Raw genomic sequence first — 19,941 nt, 5'->3', positions numbered from 1 at the left:
GCGCCCGCGCGCGTGTCCGCCGCGCGTTCGGTGCGCGCTCGTGTGCCTGTCTGGCGCGCGACGCGTGGGCGCCTCGGTCGAGCGGTGAGGCGTCATCCCCGTCGGCCGAGGCGCCGTTCGCCGGAGGTCAGCGTCCGAACAGCCGGGAGAAGAATCCGCCGCCCTCGGCGGCTTGCTTCTCGTGCCCCTCGCAGCGGTCGCGCCGGGGAACGCCGGCCATCACCTGATCGACGTGCATCCCGCACCCCGCCCACGTCGCTTTCCTACACGTCTTGCACGTCACCTGTCGGCACATCTCCGGCATCCTTCCGTTCTCCGTCGCAGTCGCGACTGGGCCTCGACTATACCCCCGGGGGTATACAGTGGATGACATGAAGACGGTCATCATCGGCGGAGTCGCGGCGGGAATGAGTGCGGCGACGAGGTTGCGGCGACTCGACGAGACCCGCGATATCACGGTCTACGAGCGCGGCGCGTACGTGTCGTTTGCGAACTGCGGACTGCCGTACCACGTGGGCGGTGTGATCACCGAGCGCTCGTCGCTGCTGCTGCAGACGCCCGAGTCGCTCGCCGCGCGGTTCGCGCTCGACGTGCGCGTGCGACACGACGTGGTCGCCATCGACACGGCCGCCCGAACGGTGACCGTGCGCGATATCGATGCGGGCACCGAGAGCGTCGAGACGTACGACGACCTCGTGATCGCAACAGGGGCCGCGGCTGCTCCGGGGCCGTCCGCAGGGGCCGTTCCCACGCACACGCTGCGCAGCGTCGACGACGTCGACCGCGTTCTCGAGGTGCTCGCCGACGCCGGTCCGCAACCGCGCGTCGTCGTGGCGGGAGCCGGGTTCATCGGGCTCGAGGCGGTCGAGAACCTCGTCGCGCGCGGCGCGCGAGCGACCCTGGTGACGCGCGGCCGGCAGGTGCTGTCGCCCCTGGATGCCGAGATGGCCGCGCCGCTGCTGCCTTTCCTCCGTGAGCACGGAGTCGACGTGCGGCTCGGCGCGACCATCGTCGGTGCGGAGCCGGGGCGCGTCCTCCTGGATGACGGCGGGACCGTCGACGCGGTGCTCGTCGTCGAGGCGAGCGGAGTGCGCCCTGATCGCGGTCTCGCCGAGGCCGCCGGTCTCGAGGTCGGTCCGACCGGTGGGATCGCCGTAGACGCACGGCACCGGACCTCGAGCCCGCACGTCTGGGCGGTGGGTGACGGCGTCGAGAAGCGCGACCACGTCGGCGGAGAGCCTGCGCTCGTCACCATGGCGGGCCTGGCCAACCGGCACGGTCGGGCGGTGGCCGACGACATCGCGGGCCTCGAGCCGTCTGCGGCGCGGCCCGCGCTCGGCACCGCCGTGCTGGGGCTGTTCGGCGCGACCGTCGCGTTCGTCGGGTGGAGCGAACGCCGACTCGTGGCCGACGGGCGGGCGCACCGCGTCATCCACACGCACCCGGCCTCGCACGCGACCTACTACCCGGGGGCGCAGTCGATGGCGATGAAACTGCTCGTCGACCCCGCGTCCGACCTCATCCTCGGCGCGCAGATCGTCGGAGGCGACGGCGTCGACAAGCGCATCGACGTGATTGCCGTGGCCATGGCGGCCGGGCTCACGGCATCCGCTCTCTCGCAGCTCGAACTCGCCTACGCTCCGCAGTACGGCTCGGCGAAGGACCCCGTCAACATGATCGGATACGTCGCGCAGAACCTCGCGGAGGGGACGACGGATGCCGTGCAGTGGCACGAGCTTCCGGCGGCACTCGGCGCCGGGGCCGCCCTCGTCGACGTGCGCACGCCCGCGGAGTTCGCCGCGGGGGCCATCCCGGGGGCGGTCAACCTGCCGCTCGACGAGCTGCGCGAACGCCACGGCGAGATCCCCGACGGCGCGGTGATCGTGCACTGCCAGGTCGGGCAGCGCGGGCACACGGCCGCGCGGCTGCTCACGCAGCTCGGGTACGTGGTGCGTAATCTCGATGGCGGTTACCGCACCTGGCTCGCCGGTCGTGAGGCGACCGCGCCGACGCTCGACGAAGGAGTTCACGCATGACTGACCGCAGCCTCCACGACCCCCAGGCCGTCAAGAAGGTCGCCAACCGCCTGCGCCGCGCGCAGGGTCAGCTCGCCGCCGTGATCGCCGCGGTCGAGGGCGGCGGCGACTGCCGCCAGGTCGTCACCCAGCTCGCCGCGGTGAGCAGCGCGATCGACCGCGCGGGCTTCGCGATCATCTCCACGGCGATGAAGCAGTGCATCACCGAACCGGATGCCGAGGATGCCGAGACCTCGGCCAACGCCCCCGGCCGGCTCACGGTCGAGGAGCTTGAGAAGCTGTTCCTCACGCTTGCTTGAGCGGGCTCCGTCCCCGCCGATTTTCGGAGGGCGGGGGCGCAGCGCCACGACGCCCCGCCGCTGGTCACGGCGCCGCGAGAAGATCCTTCATCGTGGCGATCTCGGCCGTCTGCGCGACCTTTCCCTGACACGGATGACGGTCGTCGACGAAACGAGCGCGACGTGGTGACCGCGCGCACGTAATCAGATTTTGGGGCGGCGGCGCTGCACCGGGGGTACCTCGAGTTTGGGAACCGCGCGGAGCATGAACTTGTCGAAGTCGGGCACCGTGAACGCTGCATATCCATGCTCGGGCGTGTAAAGCAGTCCCATTTCGATGAGTTCCGCGCGAGTTGGGCCGAGCTGGGTCGAGTCGCGCTCGAGCAATCGCGCCACATCCGAGGCCTTTTGGGGCTCGGGGCCCAGTTCGGCCATCGCGCGCATGTACGCGGTCTGAAGGGGTGTAGCGCGATCGAGGCGAACTCGAAAGAAGGAGCTATCGAGTTTGGCTTCATAAGCTTCTTGCGCCAGTGTCACGTCTTCGCGTGTGATCCGGTTATTCCGGGCGATGTTCCACACCTGATACCCGAGCTCCTGGATGAAATAGGGGTATCCGCGAGTGATATCGACGGCGAGGTCGACAGCGTCCCCGTCATAGACGGCGCCTTCCGCGGCGGCCGGCTCGGTGAGTGCGGTGCGTGCGTCAGCGTCATCCAGTGAATCGATCCGCGGGAACGTGAAGAGTCTCTCGGCGTACGACTTCGCATCGCCAGCAAGCTCGGCGATCTGCGGCAGGCCGGCGCCGACGAACGTGACCGGAAGCTTGCGTTGCACGGTCTTGTGGATGGATTGGATCAGCGCTTCGAGTTGAGTTGCGGCGAGGAACTGGACTTCGTCGATGAGTATTGCGACGCCTTTGCCCTCTTCAGCCGCGGCTTCCCCGATAGCGGTGAGGACATCGGTGAGGTCCATGCCCAGGTCACCGTGGTCGCCCAGTCCCTCAGCCGGAGGAACATCCCATGACATCGACCATGTTCCCTGCTGGTCGACGGACACCGCGAACGCGCTCAGGACCTCGGCTGCCCTGCGGCCGCGGGCTGTCCAACGCGCGCGGGGAGAGAGCCGCAAGAGCGCCGCCTTCAGCTGCGAGAAGAGCGCCTGTCGGAACTTCCTATCCTCGTGTTTGCTGGCCTCGAACTCGACGACCTCCCATCCGGCGCCGCGCGCGATTTGCTCAAACCTGTTCAGCAGGACGGTCTTACCGACGCCGCGGAGTCCCGTGATGATCATCGATTGCTCCGAACGCCCACGCTGAAGTCGACGGAGAAGAACCTCGAACGACGCGGTCTGATCATCTCGTCCGATCAGAGCCTCCGGTGAGGCTCCCGCGTTCGGTGTGTATGGGTTGTCAAGGTTGTCCACGGTTAGACCTTAGCAGCCTTAGGGTGATTTACTAGTTTTGAATAAAGCCGAATAAGACTTAAAAAGTACGCAGACTCCGGCGGCCGGCGAGGGCGGGAGGGGCGGTGCCGTCGGTGAGCTGGGCCAGCAGGTCGGGGATGTGCAAATGCCCGGACCGCCGGGAACCGTGCCCGACATCGACCGCCATCGGCTGCGCCCAGAGTCGGCAAACCTGCCCCGCTGGCGCGGGCACCCAGTGGAGCTCGGTACCCGCCGATCGGCGCCTGGTTGTGATCTGCTTCGCGAGGTCGACTGGTCGCTCCTGGAGGCCTCCCTACGGGCTCGCGACGCTGCGTGCTCGGTGCTGATGCTCCTGCTGAGAAGCGCAGCGGGCGCATCGGCATCGGCGTTTCGCTGCATCCCGCGCAACGACAAGCGGGACTCGTGCATTGAAAAGCCCGCAAGTGCAACGAGAACGCGTTCGCGACACGAACCCCCTTGCGACTCTTTTCGATCAACGCTAACGTGCAACCAAATGGTTGAACAACAGAGCGACGCCGACATCGACCGGGTCTTCCACGCCCTGGCCGATGCCACGCGACGCGACATCGTGCGGCGCACGCTGGTCTCCGAGCAGTCGGTGACGCAGCTGGCGACGGCATACGCGATGTCGTTCGCGGCGGTGTCGAAGCACATCGCCGTGCTCGCCGAGGCGCGGCTCGTCACCAAACGCGCGGAGGGGAGGGTGCGACTCGTGCGTGCCGACCCCGATGCGCTCGCCCGGGCGCAAGACCTGCTGCGTTCGTACGAAGACCTCTGGCGCGGACGCGTCGACCGGCTCGACGCGCTGCTGGCCGAGAGACCGGATGCCACGGCATCCGCCGCTCGATCCGTCACCGCCTCGCCCGCCGCGGCACGGGATGCCACGGCATCCACCGCTCAAGCCGCCGCAGCCCCGCCCACAGGGGTGCGGGATGCCGCGGCATCCGCCCCGCCGACCGAACCCACCCACCCCTGATCCGACGAAGGAGCCCGTCATGCCCGTCACATCCGTCGACAGCGACGCCGAAGCCCTCACCATGACCTTGATCGCCGACTTCCCGGTCACCCCGGAGCGGGTATGGGCGGCGTTCGCCGATCCGCGTCAGCTCGAGCGGTTCTGGGGTCCTCCCGGGTGGCCGGCGACCTTCACCTCGTTCGCGTTCGAGGCGGGTGGGCGCGCCAGGTACGAGATGCGCAGCGCCGGCGGCGAGGTCGCCCGGGGCAGCTGGAGGTTCGTCGCCATCGATGCTCCCCGTGGCTTCGAGGTGATCGACTCCTTCGTCGACGAGGACGGGGAGGCCATCCCCGGCATGCCGTCGATGCGCATGACGTTCGCGTTCGAAGCCACCGCCGAGGGCACCCGGATGACGAACGTCACGTTCTTCGACTCGCTCGAGGCGCTCGAGCAGCTCATCGCGATGGGCGCGGTCGAGGGATCGACGATGGCGATGAACCAGTTGGATGCCGTGCTGCAGGGCCTGCGGGAGTTCGCCCACGGCAAGGGGACGCAGCTCGAGATCCTCGACGATCAGCACGTGCGCATCACGCGGCTCATCGACGGCCCGCGCGAGCTCGTGTGGCGCGCGCACGTCGAGCCCGCCCTGATGCGGCAGTGGATGCTCGGTCCCGACGGGTGGCGCATGAGCGTCAGCGAGGTCGACGTCTCGGTCGGCGGGCACTACCGCATCGCGTGGGAGCCCGAGGCGGGAACCGAGGGCGAGGGCTTCGGCTTCGACGGCGAGACGCTGCTCGTCGACGAGCCGCGTCGCATCGTGCAGACCGAGCACATGACCGGCACCGACTGGCCCTCCACCACGAACGACCTGTCGCTCTACGAGGAGGACGGCGCGACCCTCGTCACGCTGCTCATCGAGTATCCGGACGCCACGACCCGCGACGCGGTCCTCTCCACCGGCATGGTCGACGGCATGGAGCAGAGCTTCGAGCGGATGGAGCGCGTCGTCCTCGCCTGACCCCGAAGAACGAGAGCCGGATGCCGCGGCCCCGAGGCCGCGGCATCCGCTCCGCCGATCAGTTCTTGATGTACCCGTTCGGGTTCAGCACGTACTTGCGCGGGGCGCCCTTGTCGAAGTCGGCGTAGCCCTGCGGGGCGTCGTCGAGGCCGATGGGCGTGGCGTTGACGGCCTTCGCGATCTGCACCTTGTCGTGCAGGATCGCCATCATCAGCTGCCGGTTGTACTTCATCACCGGGCACTGGCCCGTGGTGAACGACAGCGACTTGGCCCAGCCGAGACCGAGTCGCAGCGACAGCGAGCCGACCTTGGCCGCCTCGTCGACTCCGCCGGGGTCACCCGTGACGTACAGACCCGGGATGCCGACCCCGCCGCCCGCCGCGGTCACCGTGAACAGCGAGTTGAGCACCGTCGCCGGTGCCTCGTGGCCGGAGTCGGAGCCGTGACCGCGCGCCTCGAACCCGACCGCGTCGACCGCGGCATCCACTTCGGGGACGCCGAGGATCTGCTCGATCTGTTCTCCCGGGTCGCCTTTCGAAACGTCGACGCTCTCGAATCCGAGCGAGCGCACCTGTGCGAGGCGCTCCGGGTTGAGGTCGCCCACGAGCACCGCCGCCGCGCCGAGCAGCTGCGCGCCGACGGCCGCGGCGATGCCGACCGGACCCGCGCCCGCGACGTACACGGTCGACCCCGGACGGACCCCGGCGGTGTAGGCGCCGTGGAATCCGGTGGGGAAGATGTCGGACAGCATCGTCAGGTCGAGGATCTTCTCGAGCGCCTGCTCGCGGTCGGGGAAGACCAGCAGGTTCCAGTCGGCATAGGGCACGAGGACGTACTCGGCCTGCCCGCCGACCCACCCGCCCATGTCGACATAGCCGTAGGCGCTGCCGGGGCGGTCGGGGTTCACGTTCAGACAGATGCCGGTCTTGCCCTCCTTGCAGTTGCGGCACCGGCCGCACGCGATGTTGAACGGCACCGAGACGATGTCGCCCACCTTGACGAACTCGACGTCGGGTCCGACCTCGATCACCTCGCCGGTGATCTCGTGGCCCAGCACGAGGCCCGCGGGGGCGGTCGTGCGACCGCGGACCATGTGCTGGTCGGAGCCGCAGATGTTGGTGGACACGGTGCGCAGGATCGCACCGTGGGGGACCTTCCGGCCGACGTTTGCCGGGTTCACGCCCGGGCCGTCCTTGAGCTCGAACTCGGGGTAGGGGGTGTCGATGACCTCCACCACTCCGGGTTCTTTGTACGCCACTGCCTTGTTACCGGACATCGTCGTCCTCTCCGGCCGGTCGACCCGACCTGGTCGCGTCGCGCGAGCGGACCCGCGGCGACACCCGACGCGACGTGCGACCGGATTCGGCCGTGAGCGACGCGGAGGTACCCCTCAGCCAAGACGCCGATGATCGCAACGTCAAGGGATGGCGCGAGACGCCACTCGATGCGTCACCCGCGCGGGCCGGCTACTCCGAGGGGGAGGCCCGGCGCACGGCGTCGCGAACGGTCTTCTCGACCTCGGCTGTCACCTCGACCACCGCGAACGACACCGGCCACATCGGACCGTCGTCGAGCTGCGCGGTGTCGTCGAAGCTGACCGTGCCGTAGCGCGTCTTGAACTTCGACGCGGGCTGGTAGAACACGACGACCTTGCCGTCCTTCGCGTACGCCGGGAAGCCGTAGAAGGTCTTGGGCGTCAGGTGCGGCGCCTCCTCCAACACGATGACGTGGAGGCGTTCGGCCATCGCCCGGTCGACGCCGTCGAGCTTGTCGATCGCTTCGAGGCAGGCCTCGTTCTCCTTCTCGCGCTTCGCCGAGCCCTTGAGGCCCTTCATGGCCTTCAGCTCCTCGGCGCGCTGCGTCATCGCCGCGCGTTCTTCGTCGCTGAATCCCGCTCCGCTTCCCGCCATGGCATCCACCTCTCGTCGGTCTGGGGGCAGGATAGCGCCGCTGTCGGCGCGGACACAGGGCCGTGCACGACGCCGTAGGACGGGGCGCGCTCGCTCAGGGATCTGCGCAACGTCCGTGCCGATGGGGTGGATACCGCTGAGGTTGCGCGGATCGCTGAGGTCGTGTCTGGACGGGCTGGACGGGCCGGCCCTGGCGCGGCATCGCGGGGGTGCGCGTCCGAAACGCAGGTCAGGCCTGCCGCAGTCCTTCCTCGAGCGCGACCCACGCGAGCATCGCGCACTTCACGCGCGCGGTGTACTTCGACACCCCCGACAGTGCGGAGGCGTCGGCGAAGGTCTCCTCGTCGAGCGGGATCTTGCCGCGCGAGCGCAGCGCCTCGCGGAACGCGGAGATCAACGCCGAGGCGTCGGCGGTCGGCATCCCCTCGTCGCCGCCGTCCTCCTGCAGCAGGGCGACGAGCATGGATGCCGACGCCTGCGAGATCGAGCATCCCGCGCCCTCCCACGTGACGGATGCCACGCGGTCGCCGTCGACGTCGACGCGGAGCGTGATCTCGTCGCCGCAGATGGGGTTGCGCTGATGAACCGTGGCGCTGTGCGCACCCGGTTCGGCGAGGCCGAAGCCGCGACGGTTCTTCGCGTGGTCGAGGATCAGCTCCTGGTACAGCGACTCGAGCCCGCTCATGCGCGTGCCCCCGCGGTGCTCGCGCCGACGCCGAAGAACCCGCGAACGCCCGAGACGGCGTCGAGGAACGTGTCGATCTCCTCTTCGGTCGTGTGGATCGCCGCGCTCGCGCGCACCGACGCCGTCAGACCGAACCGGCGGTGCAGCGGCTGCGCGCAGTGGTGTCCGACGCGCACAGCCACGCCGCGGGAGTCGAGGAACTGGCCCACGTCGTGCGCGTGCACACCGTCGACGGCGAACGCCTGCAGGGCGATGCGCTCGGCGGCATCCGTGTCTCCGAGCAGGCGGATGCCGTCGATCGAGCGGAGTCCTTCGCGCATGCGGGCTTCGAGCGTCGCCTCGTGTGCGTGTGCGGCGGCGAGGTCGTGCTCGCCGAGCCAGCGCACCGCGGCGGCCAGCGCCACCGCCTGCGACACCGGCTGCGTGCCCGCCTCGAAGCGCTGCGGCGGCGGAAGATATTCGGCCTTGTCGAGGGTGACGGTGGTGATCATCGATCCGCCGGTGGTGAAGGGCGGCAGCGCCTCCAGCACCTCGTCGCGGCCCCAGAGAGCGCCGATGCCGTAGGGACCGTAGACCTTGTGCCCCGAGAAGACGGCGAGGTCGACTCCGGATGCCGGCAGGTCGAGCGCGAGGTGAGGCGCCGACTGGCACGCGTCGAGCACCGTCAGCGCGCCGACGCCGCGGGCGAGCGTCACGAGCTTGGCGACGGGGTTCACGATGCCGAGCACGTTCGAGACGTGCGGGAACGCGACGACCCTGGTGCGCTCGCCGATGAGGTCGGCCGCGGCGTGCATGTCGAGCATGCCGTCGTCGAGCACGGGGATGTGGCGCAGGCGCGCGCCCGTGCGCGCGGCGAGCTCCTGCCAGGGGATGAGGTTGGCGTGATGCTCGGCCTCGGTCACGACGATCTCGTCGCCCGCACGCAGGCGCCCCGCGTAGCCGAGGGCACCGGCGATCAGGTTCAGGCCGCCGGTGGCGCCGCTCGTCCAGACGAGCTGCTCGGGCTCGGCGCCGACGAACTCGGCGACGGTGATCCGTGCGTCCTCGAAGAGCTCGGTCGCGTCGGCGGCGAGCGTGTGCGCACCGCGGTGCACGGCGGAGTTCGCACGCTCGAGGAAGTCGCGTTCGGCGTTCAGCACGGCGCGCGGCTTCTGGCTGGTCGCTCCCGAGTCGAGGTACACGAGGGGCCGACCGTCGATCTCGGTCTCGAGGATCGGGAAGTCGGCTCGCACGGCGGCGACGTCGAAGGGGAGTGTCACCCCTCCAGGCTACGCGGGGATGCGTCTGCCCCGGCCGGCCGGGACGATCGTGCCGCGGCGGTACCCGCGTCGATGACGTGATCGGGGTGGCAGGACCGGGCCGAACTCCGCAGGATCGGGACTCGGGGGCATCCGCCCCTCTGATCGGGCGCCCCGCGTCCGGGGTCTCCGGAGTTCCGCACGCCTGAGCGGCGTGAGGTTCACGGCGCGCCCCGCACGGGAACCGTGAGGACGCCGGATCGGCGTCGGTCATCGGCGTAGACCGGATGCCATGACCCTCACGGCCCTGCTCCCCACCCTCCGATCCAGCATCCCGTCGCCCTTCGACTCCGCGGCGTGGCCCGCGGGGTCCGTGCCCACCCTCGACGACGTCACGGTGCGGGCGATGTCGGTCGGCCGTTACGCCGACATCTGCGGCACGCCCTGCGAGTGCACGGGACCTGCCGTCATCCCGGCGTCGGGTGGGGTGGCATCCGCGACGCTGTCGACGACGGTGATCGTGGCGACGGTGGTGGATGCCACTCCCGACACACTGCGCCTCGACGCGTGCCCCGCGGGACTCGACGTGGTGTGGCGCGAGGCGCGACTGCTCGGCCGTGTGTCGCACGCGTACGACGAGCCCTTCGCAGTGATCGACGCGCACGGCAGCGAGGCGTGCGCCACGGTCGCGCTCCCCGGGGACGTACGAGTGGGCGACCGCATCGCCGTCCCCTGCCCCGGGTGCCACACCCTCGGGGAAGTGCGGTGATGCTGCTGCACGCGATCGTCTACAGCTGCCGCTGCGCACGCGTGCAGGCGGAGTTCGAGGCCCGCGACGACGACGACCTCGCACCTTTCGAGCCGCTCTCCTGAGTCGCAGGGACGTCGCCGCCGCCACCGAGCCGCCCCCGAACAGCGCGGAGGCGAGCGGGGGCCGTTCGCGTAGAGGTCAGCCCACGACGGCGCTGCCGGTCGGTGGAAAAGACGGCGTACCGGTCATTTGGGGTTCTGGAATGGAAATCCCCGCGTGTGACGTTGTGGCGATCAGTAATTGTTTGTACTTGCGCTTCGCAGGGGATGATGAACACATTTCGAACTTTCGCCATTTGTGCAGCTTCGCGAAGAGAGAAGAAATTCCGCCGCAATCTCGACGCACTAATATCCCCGGGTGACCGACATGAGCCGTGAGAATCAGGCGCCCTCTCTCGAAATCGTCCTGCGCATCCACGGATGGCGACCCCGACGACAGGGTGACGGATGGGAGATCGGCCCTCGGACCAGCCCCGTCTGCATTCGGCCGCGGGCGAAGGGGGCGTTCGAGTTGGTCGTTGACGGCGAGCCCCTCGCGTTGCCCGATGAGTCCGCCGTCATCGACTTCCTCTCGCAGGTCGCGCTGAGCCGCGCACGCGAGGGCTCGCCGTCGCAGTGAGCGGGGCGAGGCATCCCGCGGACCTGACCGGGTCCTCTCCCGCGCGACACCGCACGCGCGCCCGGCTCCTTGTCGGGCGACGTCGCGTCGGATCAAGGTGAGGTGGGGGAGCAATCCCCCCGCGAAAGACTGCCGGAAGCTCCCCGTCATCGGCGTCGCGTCGCAGCCGAGCCTTCTCGGGTCGACCGTTGCGTGAGCGCACCGCCGGACGGTCCTGAAGGGGCGTGGAGACTCGGGATCTCGCCGCGTGACGGACACATATATGTTCTGGGTGCTGAATCGACCATGAGCGAAGATGAAGAGTTAACGTTCGTTCAGCAACCGGGGCTGCCGTGACTAGACCCTCCGTCGGATCCGCGCACGAGATTATCTGTGCACGTCTTTCGCGCAATCTCGCAATCGAAGTTCATAATGCTCGTAACAGCTTGGGGTATTCCCAAGAACAGGCCGCACTGAGGGCGGGGATCGCGCCTCCGGCTCTGGGTCGGATCGAGAGAGCACGTTTCTCGCACTATCCCTGGGCGAATCCCACATTGGAAACGCTCGTTCGCCTCCATTCGTCGTTCCAGATCGATCCGCAGCGCTGGATTCGGGGCCTTTCCGACGAATAGATCCCGCTCTCTCGTCCGCCGCGCGCGTCACACGTGTTCACGAGAGCGCGGGGTCACACGACGAGCCGGTACCCCATCCCCTGCTCCGTGAGCAGATGCACCGGTGCCGACGGATCGGCCTCCAGCTTCTTTCGCAGCTGCGACATGTACAGGCGCAGATATCCGGAGTCGGCGACCTGCTCGCTGGCCCAGATTTCCTTCAATAGCGTCTGCCGCGTGACGAGCGAACCCGGGTTGCGGGCGAGGAACTCGAGCATCCGCCACTCCGTCGGTGTCAGGTGTACGCGCGCTCCCTCCCGCAGGACGGCTTTGGCGGCGAGGTCGACCTCGACGTCGCCGAATCGCACGACCGACTCGCCGCTCGAGGGCACCGAGCGACGCGCGTGCACGCGCAGGCGGGCGAGCAGCTCATCGATCTGGAAGGGCTTGGTGACGTAGTCGTCGGCACCGGCGTCGAGCGCCTCGACCTTGTCCGCCGAGCCCGTGCGGCCCGAGACCACGATGATCGGCGCAGTCGTCCAGCCGCGCAACGCCTCGATCACCTGCACGCCGTCGAGGTGCGGCATCCCGAGATCGAGCAGCACGACGTCGGGGTGCGCCTGCGCGGCGAGGGTGATGGCCGCGGCACCGTCGGCGGCGGCGACCACGTCGTACCCGTGCGCGGCGAGGGTGATGCGCAGGGCGCGCACGAGCTGTGGATCGTCGTCGGCGATGAGGATCTTCACGGGGCGCCCTTTCCGAGGTCGGATGCCGTGCGGTCCGCGCGCGACGCGGCGGTGGCGGGTGGGTCGGCGACGCCCGGGAGGTCGTATGCCGTGCGGTCTCCGGGCGCCGCGGCCGAGGCGGGTCGGCCGGCGGAGGAGGGGAGGCCGGATGCCGCAGGGGCGGGCCGCGACGCCGCCGTCGCGGACCTTCCGTCGGCGGAGAACGGGGCGGATGCCGCGAGCCCCCTGTCGCGAGACGTCAGGGGCCGCGACGCCGAGCGGACGGAGCTGCGCGTGTACGGGTCGCCCATGGCGCCCTCGGCGGCCACCGGCAGTGCCACGACCATCGTCAAGCCTCCGCCGGGGGTGTCTTCGGGCGTGAGCGTCCCGCCCATGCCCTCCGCGAACCCGCGCGACAGCGCGAGGCCCAGCCCCAGGCCGGCGGTGTTGTCGGTGTCGCCGAGGCGCTGGAACGGCGAGAACATGTCTTCGCGCCGTTCAGCGGCGATGCCGGGGCCGTGGTCGATCACGCGGATCTCGGCCGTGCCGCCCAGGCGGCTCGTCGCGATGCGCACGCGCCGCCCCTCGGGTGTGTACCGCTCGGCATTCGTCAGCACGTTGACCAGCACGCGCTGCAGCAGCACCGTGTCGGCGCGGAGCGCCGGCAGGTCGGGGTCGAGCGCGAGCTCGACGGCATCCGGTCCCAGATCGAGTTCGTCGAGCGCGCTGAGCACGACGCCGGCGGCATCCACCTCGGTGAGCGACACCGCGAGCACCCCAGCCTGCACGCGGCTGACGTCGAGCAGGTCGGTCACGAGCACCGACAGCGTCGCGAGGCTCTCGTCGGCGGTCTCGAGCAGTTCGCGGCGGTCGTCGTCCGAAAGCTGATCGCCCGCGGCCCGGAGTCCCCCGAGCGAGGCGACTGCGGCGGCGAGCGGGCGGCGCAGGTCGTGGCTGACGGCCGAGAGCAGGGCGCTTCGCACCTGGTCGGTCTCGGCGAGGGCCCCCGCCTCGGCGGCGGTCTCGGCCAGGTCGGTGCGTTCGAGGGCGGCGGCCAGCTGCGCGACGACCACGTCGAGCAGGCGCCGCTCGCTCGCGTCGAGGTCGCGGCCGTGCAGCTCGAGCATCGCCCGGTCGGCACCCACGGGAACGGTGGTCGACCGATCGTCGCGCACCGGCTCGCCGTCGGTGGCGATGACCTCACCGTCGGCGGTGATCAGTCGCACGCCCGCGAGACCGAACGCCTCGCGGGCGCGACTGACCAAGGCCGGCACGGCGCTCTCGCCGCGCAGCACGCTGCCGGCGACCGTGGCGAGCAGCTCCGCCTCGGCCGCGGCGCGGCGGGCGGCGCGAGCGCGGCGGGCGGCCTGGTCGACGACGATGCTCACCAGCATCGCGATGATCACGTAGAGCACGAGGGCGATCGCGTGCACGGGGTCGCTGATCGTGACGGTGTACAGCGGCGCGATGAAGAGGAAGTCGAGGGTCACCCCCGACAGCACCGCGGCGAACACCGCCGGCCAGATGCCGCCGATCAGAGCCACGATCACGACGAGCAGCTGATACGCCAGCACGTCGGTGGTGATCGAGTCGTCGGAACGGGTGGACAGCAGCAGAAGCGAGATGAGGGGGCCGCCCACGAGCGCGGTGACGAAGCCCAGGATGCGACGCTTCGCGCTGAGCGCGGGCCCGGTCAGGCGGGGGAGGGCGAACCGGCCGCCGGCGCGCGCGTGGTTGACGATGTGCACGTCGATGTCGCCGGAGGCGCGGATGACGGTCGCGCCGATGCCGGGACCGGTGAGGGCCGCGCCCAGCCGTCCGCGGCGGCTGACGCCGATCACGAGCTGCGAGGCGTTGACCGACCGGGCGAAGTCGACGAGCGCGGGGGCGACGTCGTCGCCCACCACCTGGTGATAGGTGCCGCCGAGCGTTTCGACGAGGGCGCGTTGTTCGGCGAGGGCGCCGGGGGTGCTCGCGCGCAGGCCGTCCTGCGTCGACACGTGCACGGCGAGCAGCTCACCGCCCGACGAACGCGCGGCGATGCGGGCGCCGCGGCGCAGCAGCGTCTCACCCTCGGGGCCGCCGGTGAGTGCCACCACCACGCGCTCGCGCGCCTGCCACGATCCCTCGATGCCGTGCTCCGAGCGATACCGCTGCAGGGCGGAGTCGACCTCGTCGGCCAACCAGAGCAGCGCGAGTTCGCGGAGCGCCGTGAGGTTTCCGAGGCGGAAGTAGTTCGACAGTGCCGCGTCGATGCGTTCGGCGGGATAGACCGAACCCGCCGCGAGTCGATCGCGCAGCGACTGCGGCGCCAGGTCGACGACCTCGATCTGGTCGGCGGCGCGCACCACGGCATCCGGGACCGTCTCGCGCTGCACGACGCCGGTGATCTTCTCGACGACGTCGTTGAGCGACTCGATGTGCTGCACGTTGACGGTCGTGATGACGTCGATGCCGGCGTCGAGCAACTCGTCGACGTCGATCCAGCGTTTGTCGTTGCGCGAGCCGGGGGCATTGGTGTGCGCGAGCTCGTCGACGAGGGCGATACTCGGATGCCGCTGGAGCACGGCATCCAGATCCATCTCGTCGAGCGCGACCCCGCGGTGGGCGACGTCGCGGCGCGGCACGATCTCGAGACCTTCGGCCTGGGCTGCGGTCGCGGCGCGGCCGTGCGTCTCGACGACGGCGACGATGACGTCGCGGCCCTCGTCGCGAAGCCTTCGGCCTTCTTCGAGCATCTCGTACGTCTTGCCGACGCCGGGCGCCATGCCGAGCAGCACGCGTAGCCGTCCGCGCTTCACGCGATGCTCCGGTCTGCCCGTGAGCCCGCATGGGCCCGCGTCGCCCCGTCGAGTGTCCACGACACGCCGCGGCCCCGGTGTGCGTACGGCGTGTTGTGGACACTCGACGGGGCGGGACCCCGCCGGGGCCGTGAGTGCTCCCGCCACGGAATCCTTCCGCCGAGTGTCCAGGACACGCCGCTGCGGCCCCGGGCGTGCGGCGTGTTGTGGACACTCGACGGGGTGGGGGGCGGCTCGAACGCCGGGCACGCCTGCACGCCGGAGGGGAGCGCGGACGCGTGCGGGCGAACCCGCCGCCGGGCGCGAACCCGCCGCCGCGCGCGGAGCGCGACGGCGGCGGGGGACGCGACGAGAGCCATGTCAGCGATTCTCGTCGGTCAGAGCGCGTCGAGGGCGCGGTTGAGCTCGAGCACGTTCACGCGCGGGTCGCCGAGGTACCCCAGATCGCGCGGCAGGGTGTGCTCCGCCACGAGCGCCGACACGTCGGAGACCGGGATGCCACGCGCCTCGGCGACCCGTGCGACCTGGCGCCCGGCGTTGGCGACGGAGATGTCGGGGTCGAGGCCCGAGCCCGAGGCGGTGACCGCATCGGCCGGGATCGCGCCGGAGCCGTTCAGGGCGTCGTAGGCGGCTCTGCGCTCCTCGATCGCGGCGATGAGGTCGTCGTTCTCGGGCCCCCCGTTCGATCCGCTCGAGGCGGCGGAGTCGTAGCCGTCGCCGGCGGCGGACGGACGCGACTGGAAGTACTGCGGCAGGGCGTCGCCATCGGCATCCGTGAAGGACTGCCCGATCAGCCCGGACCCGACGACCTGGTCGTCGGCCGAGCGGATGAGCGATCCGTTCGCCTGGACGGGCAGGGCTACCTGTCCGATCGCGGTGATCAACAGCATGTACCCGACACCGAGCACGGCGGTGAAGACGAGCATCGCGCGGGCCGCGACGCCGGCGGTACGCAGGGTGGTGCGCATGAGGGGGCCTTTCAGAAACCGGGGAAGAGGCCCACGACGAGGTCGATGAGCTTGATGCCGATGAAGGGGACGATGACGCCGCCGAGCCCGTAGACGAGCAGGTTGCGGCTGAGGATGCTGGACGCGCTCGCCGCGCGGTACTTCACGCCGCGCAGCGCCAGCGGGATGAGCACGATGATCACGATCGCGTTGAAGATGATCGCGCTGAGCACCGCCGAGGCCGGAGACGACAACTGCATGACGTTCAGCACCGCCAAGCCCGGGAACACCCCCATGAACATGGCCGGGATGATCGCGAAGTACTTCGCGATGTCGTTGGCGAGCGAGAACGTGGTGAGCGCGCCGCGCGTGATGAGCAGCTGCTTGCCGATGCGCACGACGTCGATGAGCTTGGTCGGGTCGGAATCGAGGTCGACCATGTTGCCGGCCTCCTTCGCGGCCGAGGTGCCCGTGTTCATCGCGACTCCGACGTCGGCCTGCGCCAGCGCCGGTGCATCGTTCGTGCCGTCACCGGTCATCGCGACGAGGTTGCCGCCCTCCTGCTCGCGCTGGATGAGGGCGAGCTTGTCCTCCGGGGTCGCCTCGGCGAGGAAGTCGTCGACGCCGGCCTCGGCGGCGATCGCCTGGGCGGTGAGGGGGTTGTCGCCCGTGATCATCACGGTGCGGATGCCCATCGCCCGGAGCTCCCCGAAACGCTCGCGGAGGCCGTCTTTGACGACGTCCTTCAGGTGGATGACGCCGAGCACCTGCCCGGTGCCGGTTCCGGCCCCTCCGGGAGTCCATGTCGCCACGACGAGCGGCGTGCCGCCGGACTGCGAGATGGCATCCGTCGCGCTCTGCACCTGCGCGCGCAGCGCCTCGGGAACGGGGGATCCGGATGCCGCGAGCCAGGCCACGACGGCGGACGCCGCGCCCTTGCGCACCTGGGTGCCGTCGACGAGGTCGAGGCCGCTCATGCGGGTCTGCGCGGTGAAGGGCACCGATTCCGCGCCACGGGGCATCTGGGCGACGATGCCCTGCGATGCCGCGAGCTCGACCACCGAGACGCCCTCGGGCGTGGGGTCGGCCTGCGACGACAGAGAGGCGAACTCGGCCAGTTCCGGAGCGCCGACGCCCTTCATCGGCACGAAGGCCGACGCACGGCGGTTGCCGTAGGTGATCGTGCCGGTCTTGTCCAGCAGCAGGGTGGTGACGTCTCCCGCGGCCTCGACCGCGCGGCCCGACATGGCGAGGACGTTCCGCTGCACGAGACGGTCCATGCCGGCGATGCCGATGGCGCTGAGCAGGGCGCCGATGGTGGTGGGGATGAGGCACACGAGCAGGGCGACCAGCACCGGGATCGACACCGGCGACGCCGCGTACGAGGCGATCGGGTTCAGCACCAGCACGACGACCACGAACACGATCGACAGGCTCGCCAGCAGGATGTTCAGCGCGATCTCGTTCGGCGTTCGCTGGCGCGACGCGCCCTCGACGAGCGCGATCATGCGGTCGACGAAGGTCTCGCCCGGCTTGGAGGTGATCTCGACCACGATGCGGTCGCTCAGCACGCGTGTGCCGCCGGTCACGGCGCTGCGGTCGCCACCCGACTCGCGCACGACCGGCGCGGACTCGCCGGTGATGGCCGACTCGTCGACGGTCGCGATGCCGTGGACGATGTCACCGTCGCCCGGGATGAGCTCGCCGGTCTCGACCAGCACGATGTCTCCCACGCGCAGGTCGCCCGAGGGGACGTCCTCGCTCTCCGCATCGGAGGCCGCCGCATCCGCGGGGGAGTACGAGACGACGCGGCGGGCAGAGGTGGTCGTGCGGGTCTTGCGCAGGGTCGCGGCCTGCGCTTTTCCGCGCCCCTCGGCGACGGCCTCCGCGATGTTCGCGAAGAACACCGTGAGCCACAGCCACACCGCGATGGCCCAGGTGAAGCCGGCGGGCAGGCCGTCCGCGGTGCCGGAGCCCGTCGACGCGTCGCCGAGGAACGGCTCGGCGATCGCGATGAGCGTGGTCAGGGCCGCGCCCACCCACACCAGGAACATCACGGGGTTGCGCCACTGGGCGGCGGGGTTCAGTTTCTTGGCGGCGCCCGGGAGGGCGGCCGCGATCTGCGACGCGCTGAACGCGCGGCGCGGGGCGGGGGTCGGGGCGTCGTCGACGGGAGCCGGGGCGTGCGTGAGCGTGGACATCAGCGGGTAAGTCCTTCAGCGAGGGGTCCGAGGGTGAGGACGGGGAAGTAGGTGAGCGCCGTGACGATCACCGCGACACCGGCGAGCAGGCCCGCGAACTGCGGGCGATGCGTCGGCAGGGTTCCGGCGGTGGACGGCACGGCATCCTGTGCCGCGAGGGCACCGGCCAGCGCCAGCACGAACACGATCGGCAGGAACCGCCCGAGCAGCATCGCCGCACCCAGTGCGGTGTTGAACCACGGCGTGTTGGCCGTCAGGCCCGCGAAGGCGGAGCCGTTGTTGTTGGCCGCCGAGGTGAACGCGTAGAGCACCTCGCTCAGACCGTGCACGCCGGGGTTCCAGATCGAGGTGCCCTCGACGTCGGCGCGGATGGCCGGGATGCCGAAGCTCATCGCGGTGCCCGCGAGCACGAGCGTGGGGGTCACGAGGATGTAGAGGCTCGCGAGCTTGATCTCGCGCGGCCCGATCTTCTTGCCGAGGTACTCGGGGGTGCGGCCGATGAGCAGGCCACCGACGAACACCGCGATCACGGCGAGGATCAGCATGCCGTACAGGCCCGAGCCGACGCCGCCGGGGGCGACCTCGCCCAGCATCATGTTGATCATCGGCATCATGCCGCCGAGCGCCGTGTAGCTGTCGTGCATCGAGTTGACGGCGCCGGTGGAGGTCAGCGTGCTGGTCGAGCCGAACAGCGTGGAGCCGAAGATGCCGAAACGCACCTCCTTGCCCTCCATCGCCCCGCCCGCGAGCATCGGGGCCGTTCCGTTGCCCGCGAGCTCGGCCCAGGTGAGAAGGGCGGTGGATGCCGTGAAGATCGCGGCCATGACGCCCAGGATCGTGTAGCCCTGACGGTTGTCGCCGACGATGCGGCCGAAGGCGCGGGGAAGCGAGAACGGGATCACGAGCATCAGGAAGATGGAGAAGAGGCTCGTCCACGGGGTGGGGTTCTCGAACGGGTGCGCGGAGTTGGTGTTGAAGAAACCGCCGCCGTTGGTGCCGAGGAGCTTGATCGCCTCCTGCGAGGCCACCGGCCCGCCCGGGATCGACTGTGCGGCTCCGGCGAGGGTCGTGGCATCCGTGAACCCGGTCAGGTTCTGGATGACTCCGCCCGCCAGCAGCACGATCGCCGCGACGATCGCGAAGGGCAGGAGCAGACGGTAGGTGCCGCGCACGAGGTCCACCCAGAAGTTTCCGATCACGCCGCTGCGGCGGTACGCGAACCCGCGGACGAGGGCCATGGCGATGGCGATGCCGACCGCGGCGCTGACGAAGTTCTGCACGGTGAGGGCGGCGAACTGCACGGTGTACCCCAGGGTGGTCTCACCGGAGTACGACTGCCAGTTGGTGTTCGTGACGAACGAGACGGCGGTGTTGAACGACAGTGCCTCGCCGGGGGCCTCGAGGCCGAGCGAGAACGGCAGCACCGCCTGCAGGCGCATGATCGCGTAGACGAACACGACGCCGATGAACGAGAACAGCAGCACCGAGCGCAGATATGCCTGCCAGGTCTGGGCGCTCTGCGCGTCGACGCCGATCAGGCGGTAGGTGACACGCTCGACGGCGAGGTCGCGCTCGCCGGTGTAGATGCGGGCGATGTAGTCGCCGAGCGGGCGGTAGGCCAGGCCCAGCGCGACGATGAGGGTGAGGCTGGTCAGGATGATGGACCAGATCGTTCCGGCATCCAT

The 19,941-nt window shown here is 70.1% G+C and carries 17 protein-coding genes; 7 read left to right on the top strand and 10 right to left on the bottom strand.

Annotated elements, in window-relative coordinates:
- The first annotated feature begins 371 nt into the window (after window positions 1-371).
- Together FHS07_RS05680 and FHS07_RS05675 are read left to right on the top strand one after the other, a co-directional pair.
- Window positions 372-2,036, top strand: a complete 1,665-nt coding sequence (locus FHS07_RS05680; RefSeq protein WP_183418870.1) for an FAD-dependent oxidoreductase — start codon at window positions 372-374, stop codon at window positions 2,034-2,036.
- Window positions 2,033-2,335: a metal-sensitive transcriptional regulator gene (locus FHS07_RS05675; RefSeq protein WP_183418869.1), complete on the top strand. Its 303-nt coding sequence runs from the start codon at window positions 2,033-2,035 to the stop codon at window positions 2,333-2,335. The genes FHS07_RS05680 and FHS07_RS05675 overlap by 4 nt, the downstream gene beginning before the upstream one ends.
- Window positions 2,336-2,518: 183 nt before the next feature.
- Here FHS07_RS05675 and FHS07_RS05670 read toward each other — a convergent pair whose 3' ends face one another.
- On the bottom strand, window positions 2,519-3,736 hold the full coding sequence (locus FHS07_RS05670; RefSeq protein WP_183418868.1) for an AAA family ATPase: 1,218 nt from the start codon (window positions 3,734-3,736) through the stop codon (window positions 2,519-2,521).
- Between the two features lie 514 nt (window positions 3,737-4,250).
- Between FHS07_RS05670 and FHS07_RS05665 the strand changes: the two genes are divergently transcribed.
- A complete protein-coding gene (locus FHS07_RS05665) occupies window positions 4,251-4,733 on the top strand; it encodes a metalloregulator ArsR/SmtB family transcription factor (RefSeq protein WP_183418867.1) in 483 nt (160 codons plus the stop codon).
- Between the two features lie 19 nt (window positions 4,734-4,752).
- Complete coding sequence (locus FHS07_RS05660; RefSeq protein WP_183418866.1) at window positions 4,753-5,730, top strand: SRPBCC family protein; 978 nt, start codon at window positions 4,753-4,755, stop codon at window positions 5,728-5,730.
- Between the two features lie 58 nt (window positions 5,731-5,788).
- Here FHS07_RS05660 and fdhA read toward each other — a convergent pair whose 3' ends face one another.
- From fdhA to FHS07_RS05640, 4 genes are all read right to left on the bottom strand, one after another.
- Window positions 5,789-7,006 (bottom strand): formaldehyde dehydrogenase, glutathione-independent, encoded by a 1,218-nt coding sequence (fdhA, locus tag FHS07_RS05655; RefSeq protein WP_183418865.1) that lies wholly within the window; start codon window positions 7,004-7,006, stop codon window positions 5,789-5,791.
- Window positions 7,007-7,196: 190 nt separating this feature from the next.
- Window positions 7,197-7,640 (bottom strand): hypothetical protein, encoded by a 444-nt coding sequence (locus FHS07_RS05650; RefSeq protein ID WP_183418864.1) that lies wholly within the window; start codon window positions 7,638-7,640, stop codon window positions 7,197-7,199.
- A gap of 229 nt (window positions 7,641-7,869) precedes the next feature.
- Window positions 7,870-8,325: a Fe-S cluster assembly sulfur transfer protein SufU gene (gene sufU / locus FHS07_RS05645; RefSeq protein ID WP_183418863.1), complete on the bottom strand. Its 456-nt coding sequence runs from the start codon at window positions 8,323-8,325 to the stop codon at window positions 7,870-7,872.
- Window positions 8,322-9,584 carry a SufS family cysteine desulfurase gene (locus tag FHS07_RS05640; RefSeq protein ID WP_183418862.1) on the bottom strand — a complete coding sequence of 421 codons (1,263 nt, stop codon included), beginning with the start codon at window positions 9,582-9,584 and terminating at the stop codon, window positions 8,322-8,324. Before FHS07_RS05640 ends, sufU begins: the two co-directional genes overlap by 4 nt.
- Window positions 9,585-9,855: 271 nt before the next feature.
- On the opposite strand from FHS07_RS05640, the gene FHS07_RS05635 reads away from it, so the two are divergent.
- From FHS07_RS05635 to FHS07_RS16885, 3 genes are all read left to right on the top strand, one after another.
- Complete coding sequence (locus tag FHS07_RS05635; protein ID WP_183418861.1) at window positions 9,856-10,332, top strand: hypothetical protein; 477 nt, start codon at window positions 9,856-9,858, stop codon at window positions 10,330-10,332.
- Between the two features lie 399 nt (window positions 10,333-10,731).
- Window positions 10,732-10,992 carry a hypothetical protein gene (locus FHS07_RS05630; RefSeq protein ID WP_183418860.1) on the top strand — a complete coding sequence of 87 codons (261 nt, stop codon included), beginning with the start codon at window positions 10,732-10,734 and terminating at the stop codon, window positions 10,990-10,992.
- Window positions 10,993-11,324: 332 nt separating this feature from the next.
- Window positions 11,325-11,603 (top strand): helix-turn-helix domain-containing protein, encoded by a 279-nt coding sequence (locus FHS07_RS16885; protein ID WP_183418859.1) that lies wholly within the window; start codon window positions 11,325-11,327, stop codon window positions 11,601-11,603.
- Between the two features lie 53 nt (window positions 11,604-11,656).
- On the opposite strand, the gene FHS07_RS05620 is transcribed toward FHS07_RS16885, so the two are convergent.
- The 5 genes from FHS07_RS05620 to kdpA all read right to left on the bottom strand — a co-directional run bounded on the left by FHS07_RS05620 (window position 11,657) and on the right by kdpA (window position 19,941).
- Window positions 11,657-12,328, bottom strand: a complete 672-nt coding sequence (locus FHS07_RS05620; protein WP_183418858.1) for a response regulator — start codon at window positions 12,326-12,328, stop codon at window positions 11,657-11,659.
- Window positions 12,325-15,108 carry a DUF4118 domain-containing protein gene (locus FHS07_RS05615; protein WP_343054615.1) on the bottom strand — a complete coding sequence of 928 codons (2,784 nt, stop codon included), beginning with the start codon at window positions 15,106-15,108 and terminating at the stop codon, window positions 12,325-12,327. Before FHS07_RS05615 ends, FHS07_RS05620 begins: the two co-directional genes overlap by 4 nt.
- A gap of 377 nt (window positions 15,109-15,485) precedes the next feature.
- Window positions 15,486-16,076 carry a K(+)-transporting ATPase subunit C gene (gene kdpC, locus FHS07_RS05610; protein ID WP_183418857.1) on the bottom strand — a complete coding sequence of 197 codons (591 nt, stop codon included), beginning with the start codon at window positions 16,074-16,076 and terminating at the stop codon, window positions 15,486-15,488.
- An 11-nt stretch (window positions 16,077-16,087) separates the two neighbouring features.
- Window positions 16,088-18,256: a potassium-transporting ATPase subunit KdpB gene (gene kdpB / locus FHS07_RS05605; RefSeq protein ID WP_183418856.1), complete on the bottom strand. Its 2,169-nt coding sequence runs from the start codon at window positions 18,254-18,256 to the stop codon at window positions 16,088-16,090.
- Entirely contained in the window at window positions 18,256-19,941 is a 1,686-nt protein-coding gene (gene kdpA, locus FHS07_RS05600) for a potassium-transporting ATPase subunit KdpA (protein ID WP_183418855.1), read from the bottom strand. Before kdpA ends, kdpB begins: the two co-directional genes overlap by 1 nt.

It is taken from the genome of Microbacterium proteolyticum (assembly GCF_014192415.1).
Lineage (GTDB): Bacteria > Actinomycetota > Actinomycetes > Actinomycetales > Microbacteriaceae > Microbacterium > Microbacterium proteolyticum.
Note: the sequence above shows the minus strand (reverse complement) of the source record. Positions and strands in the feature narration are given on the sequence as shown.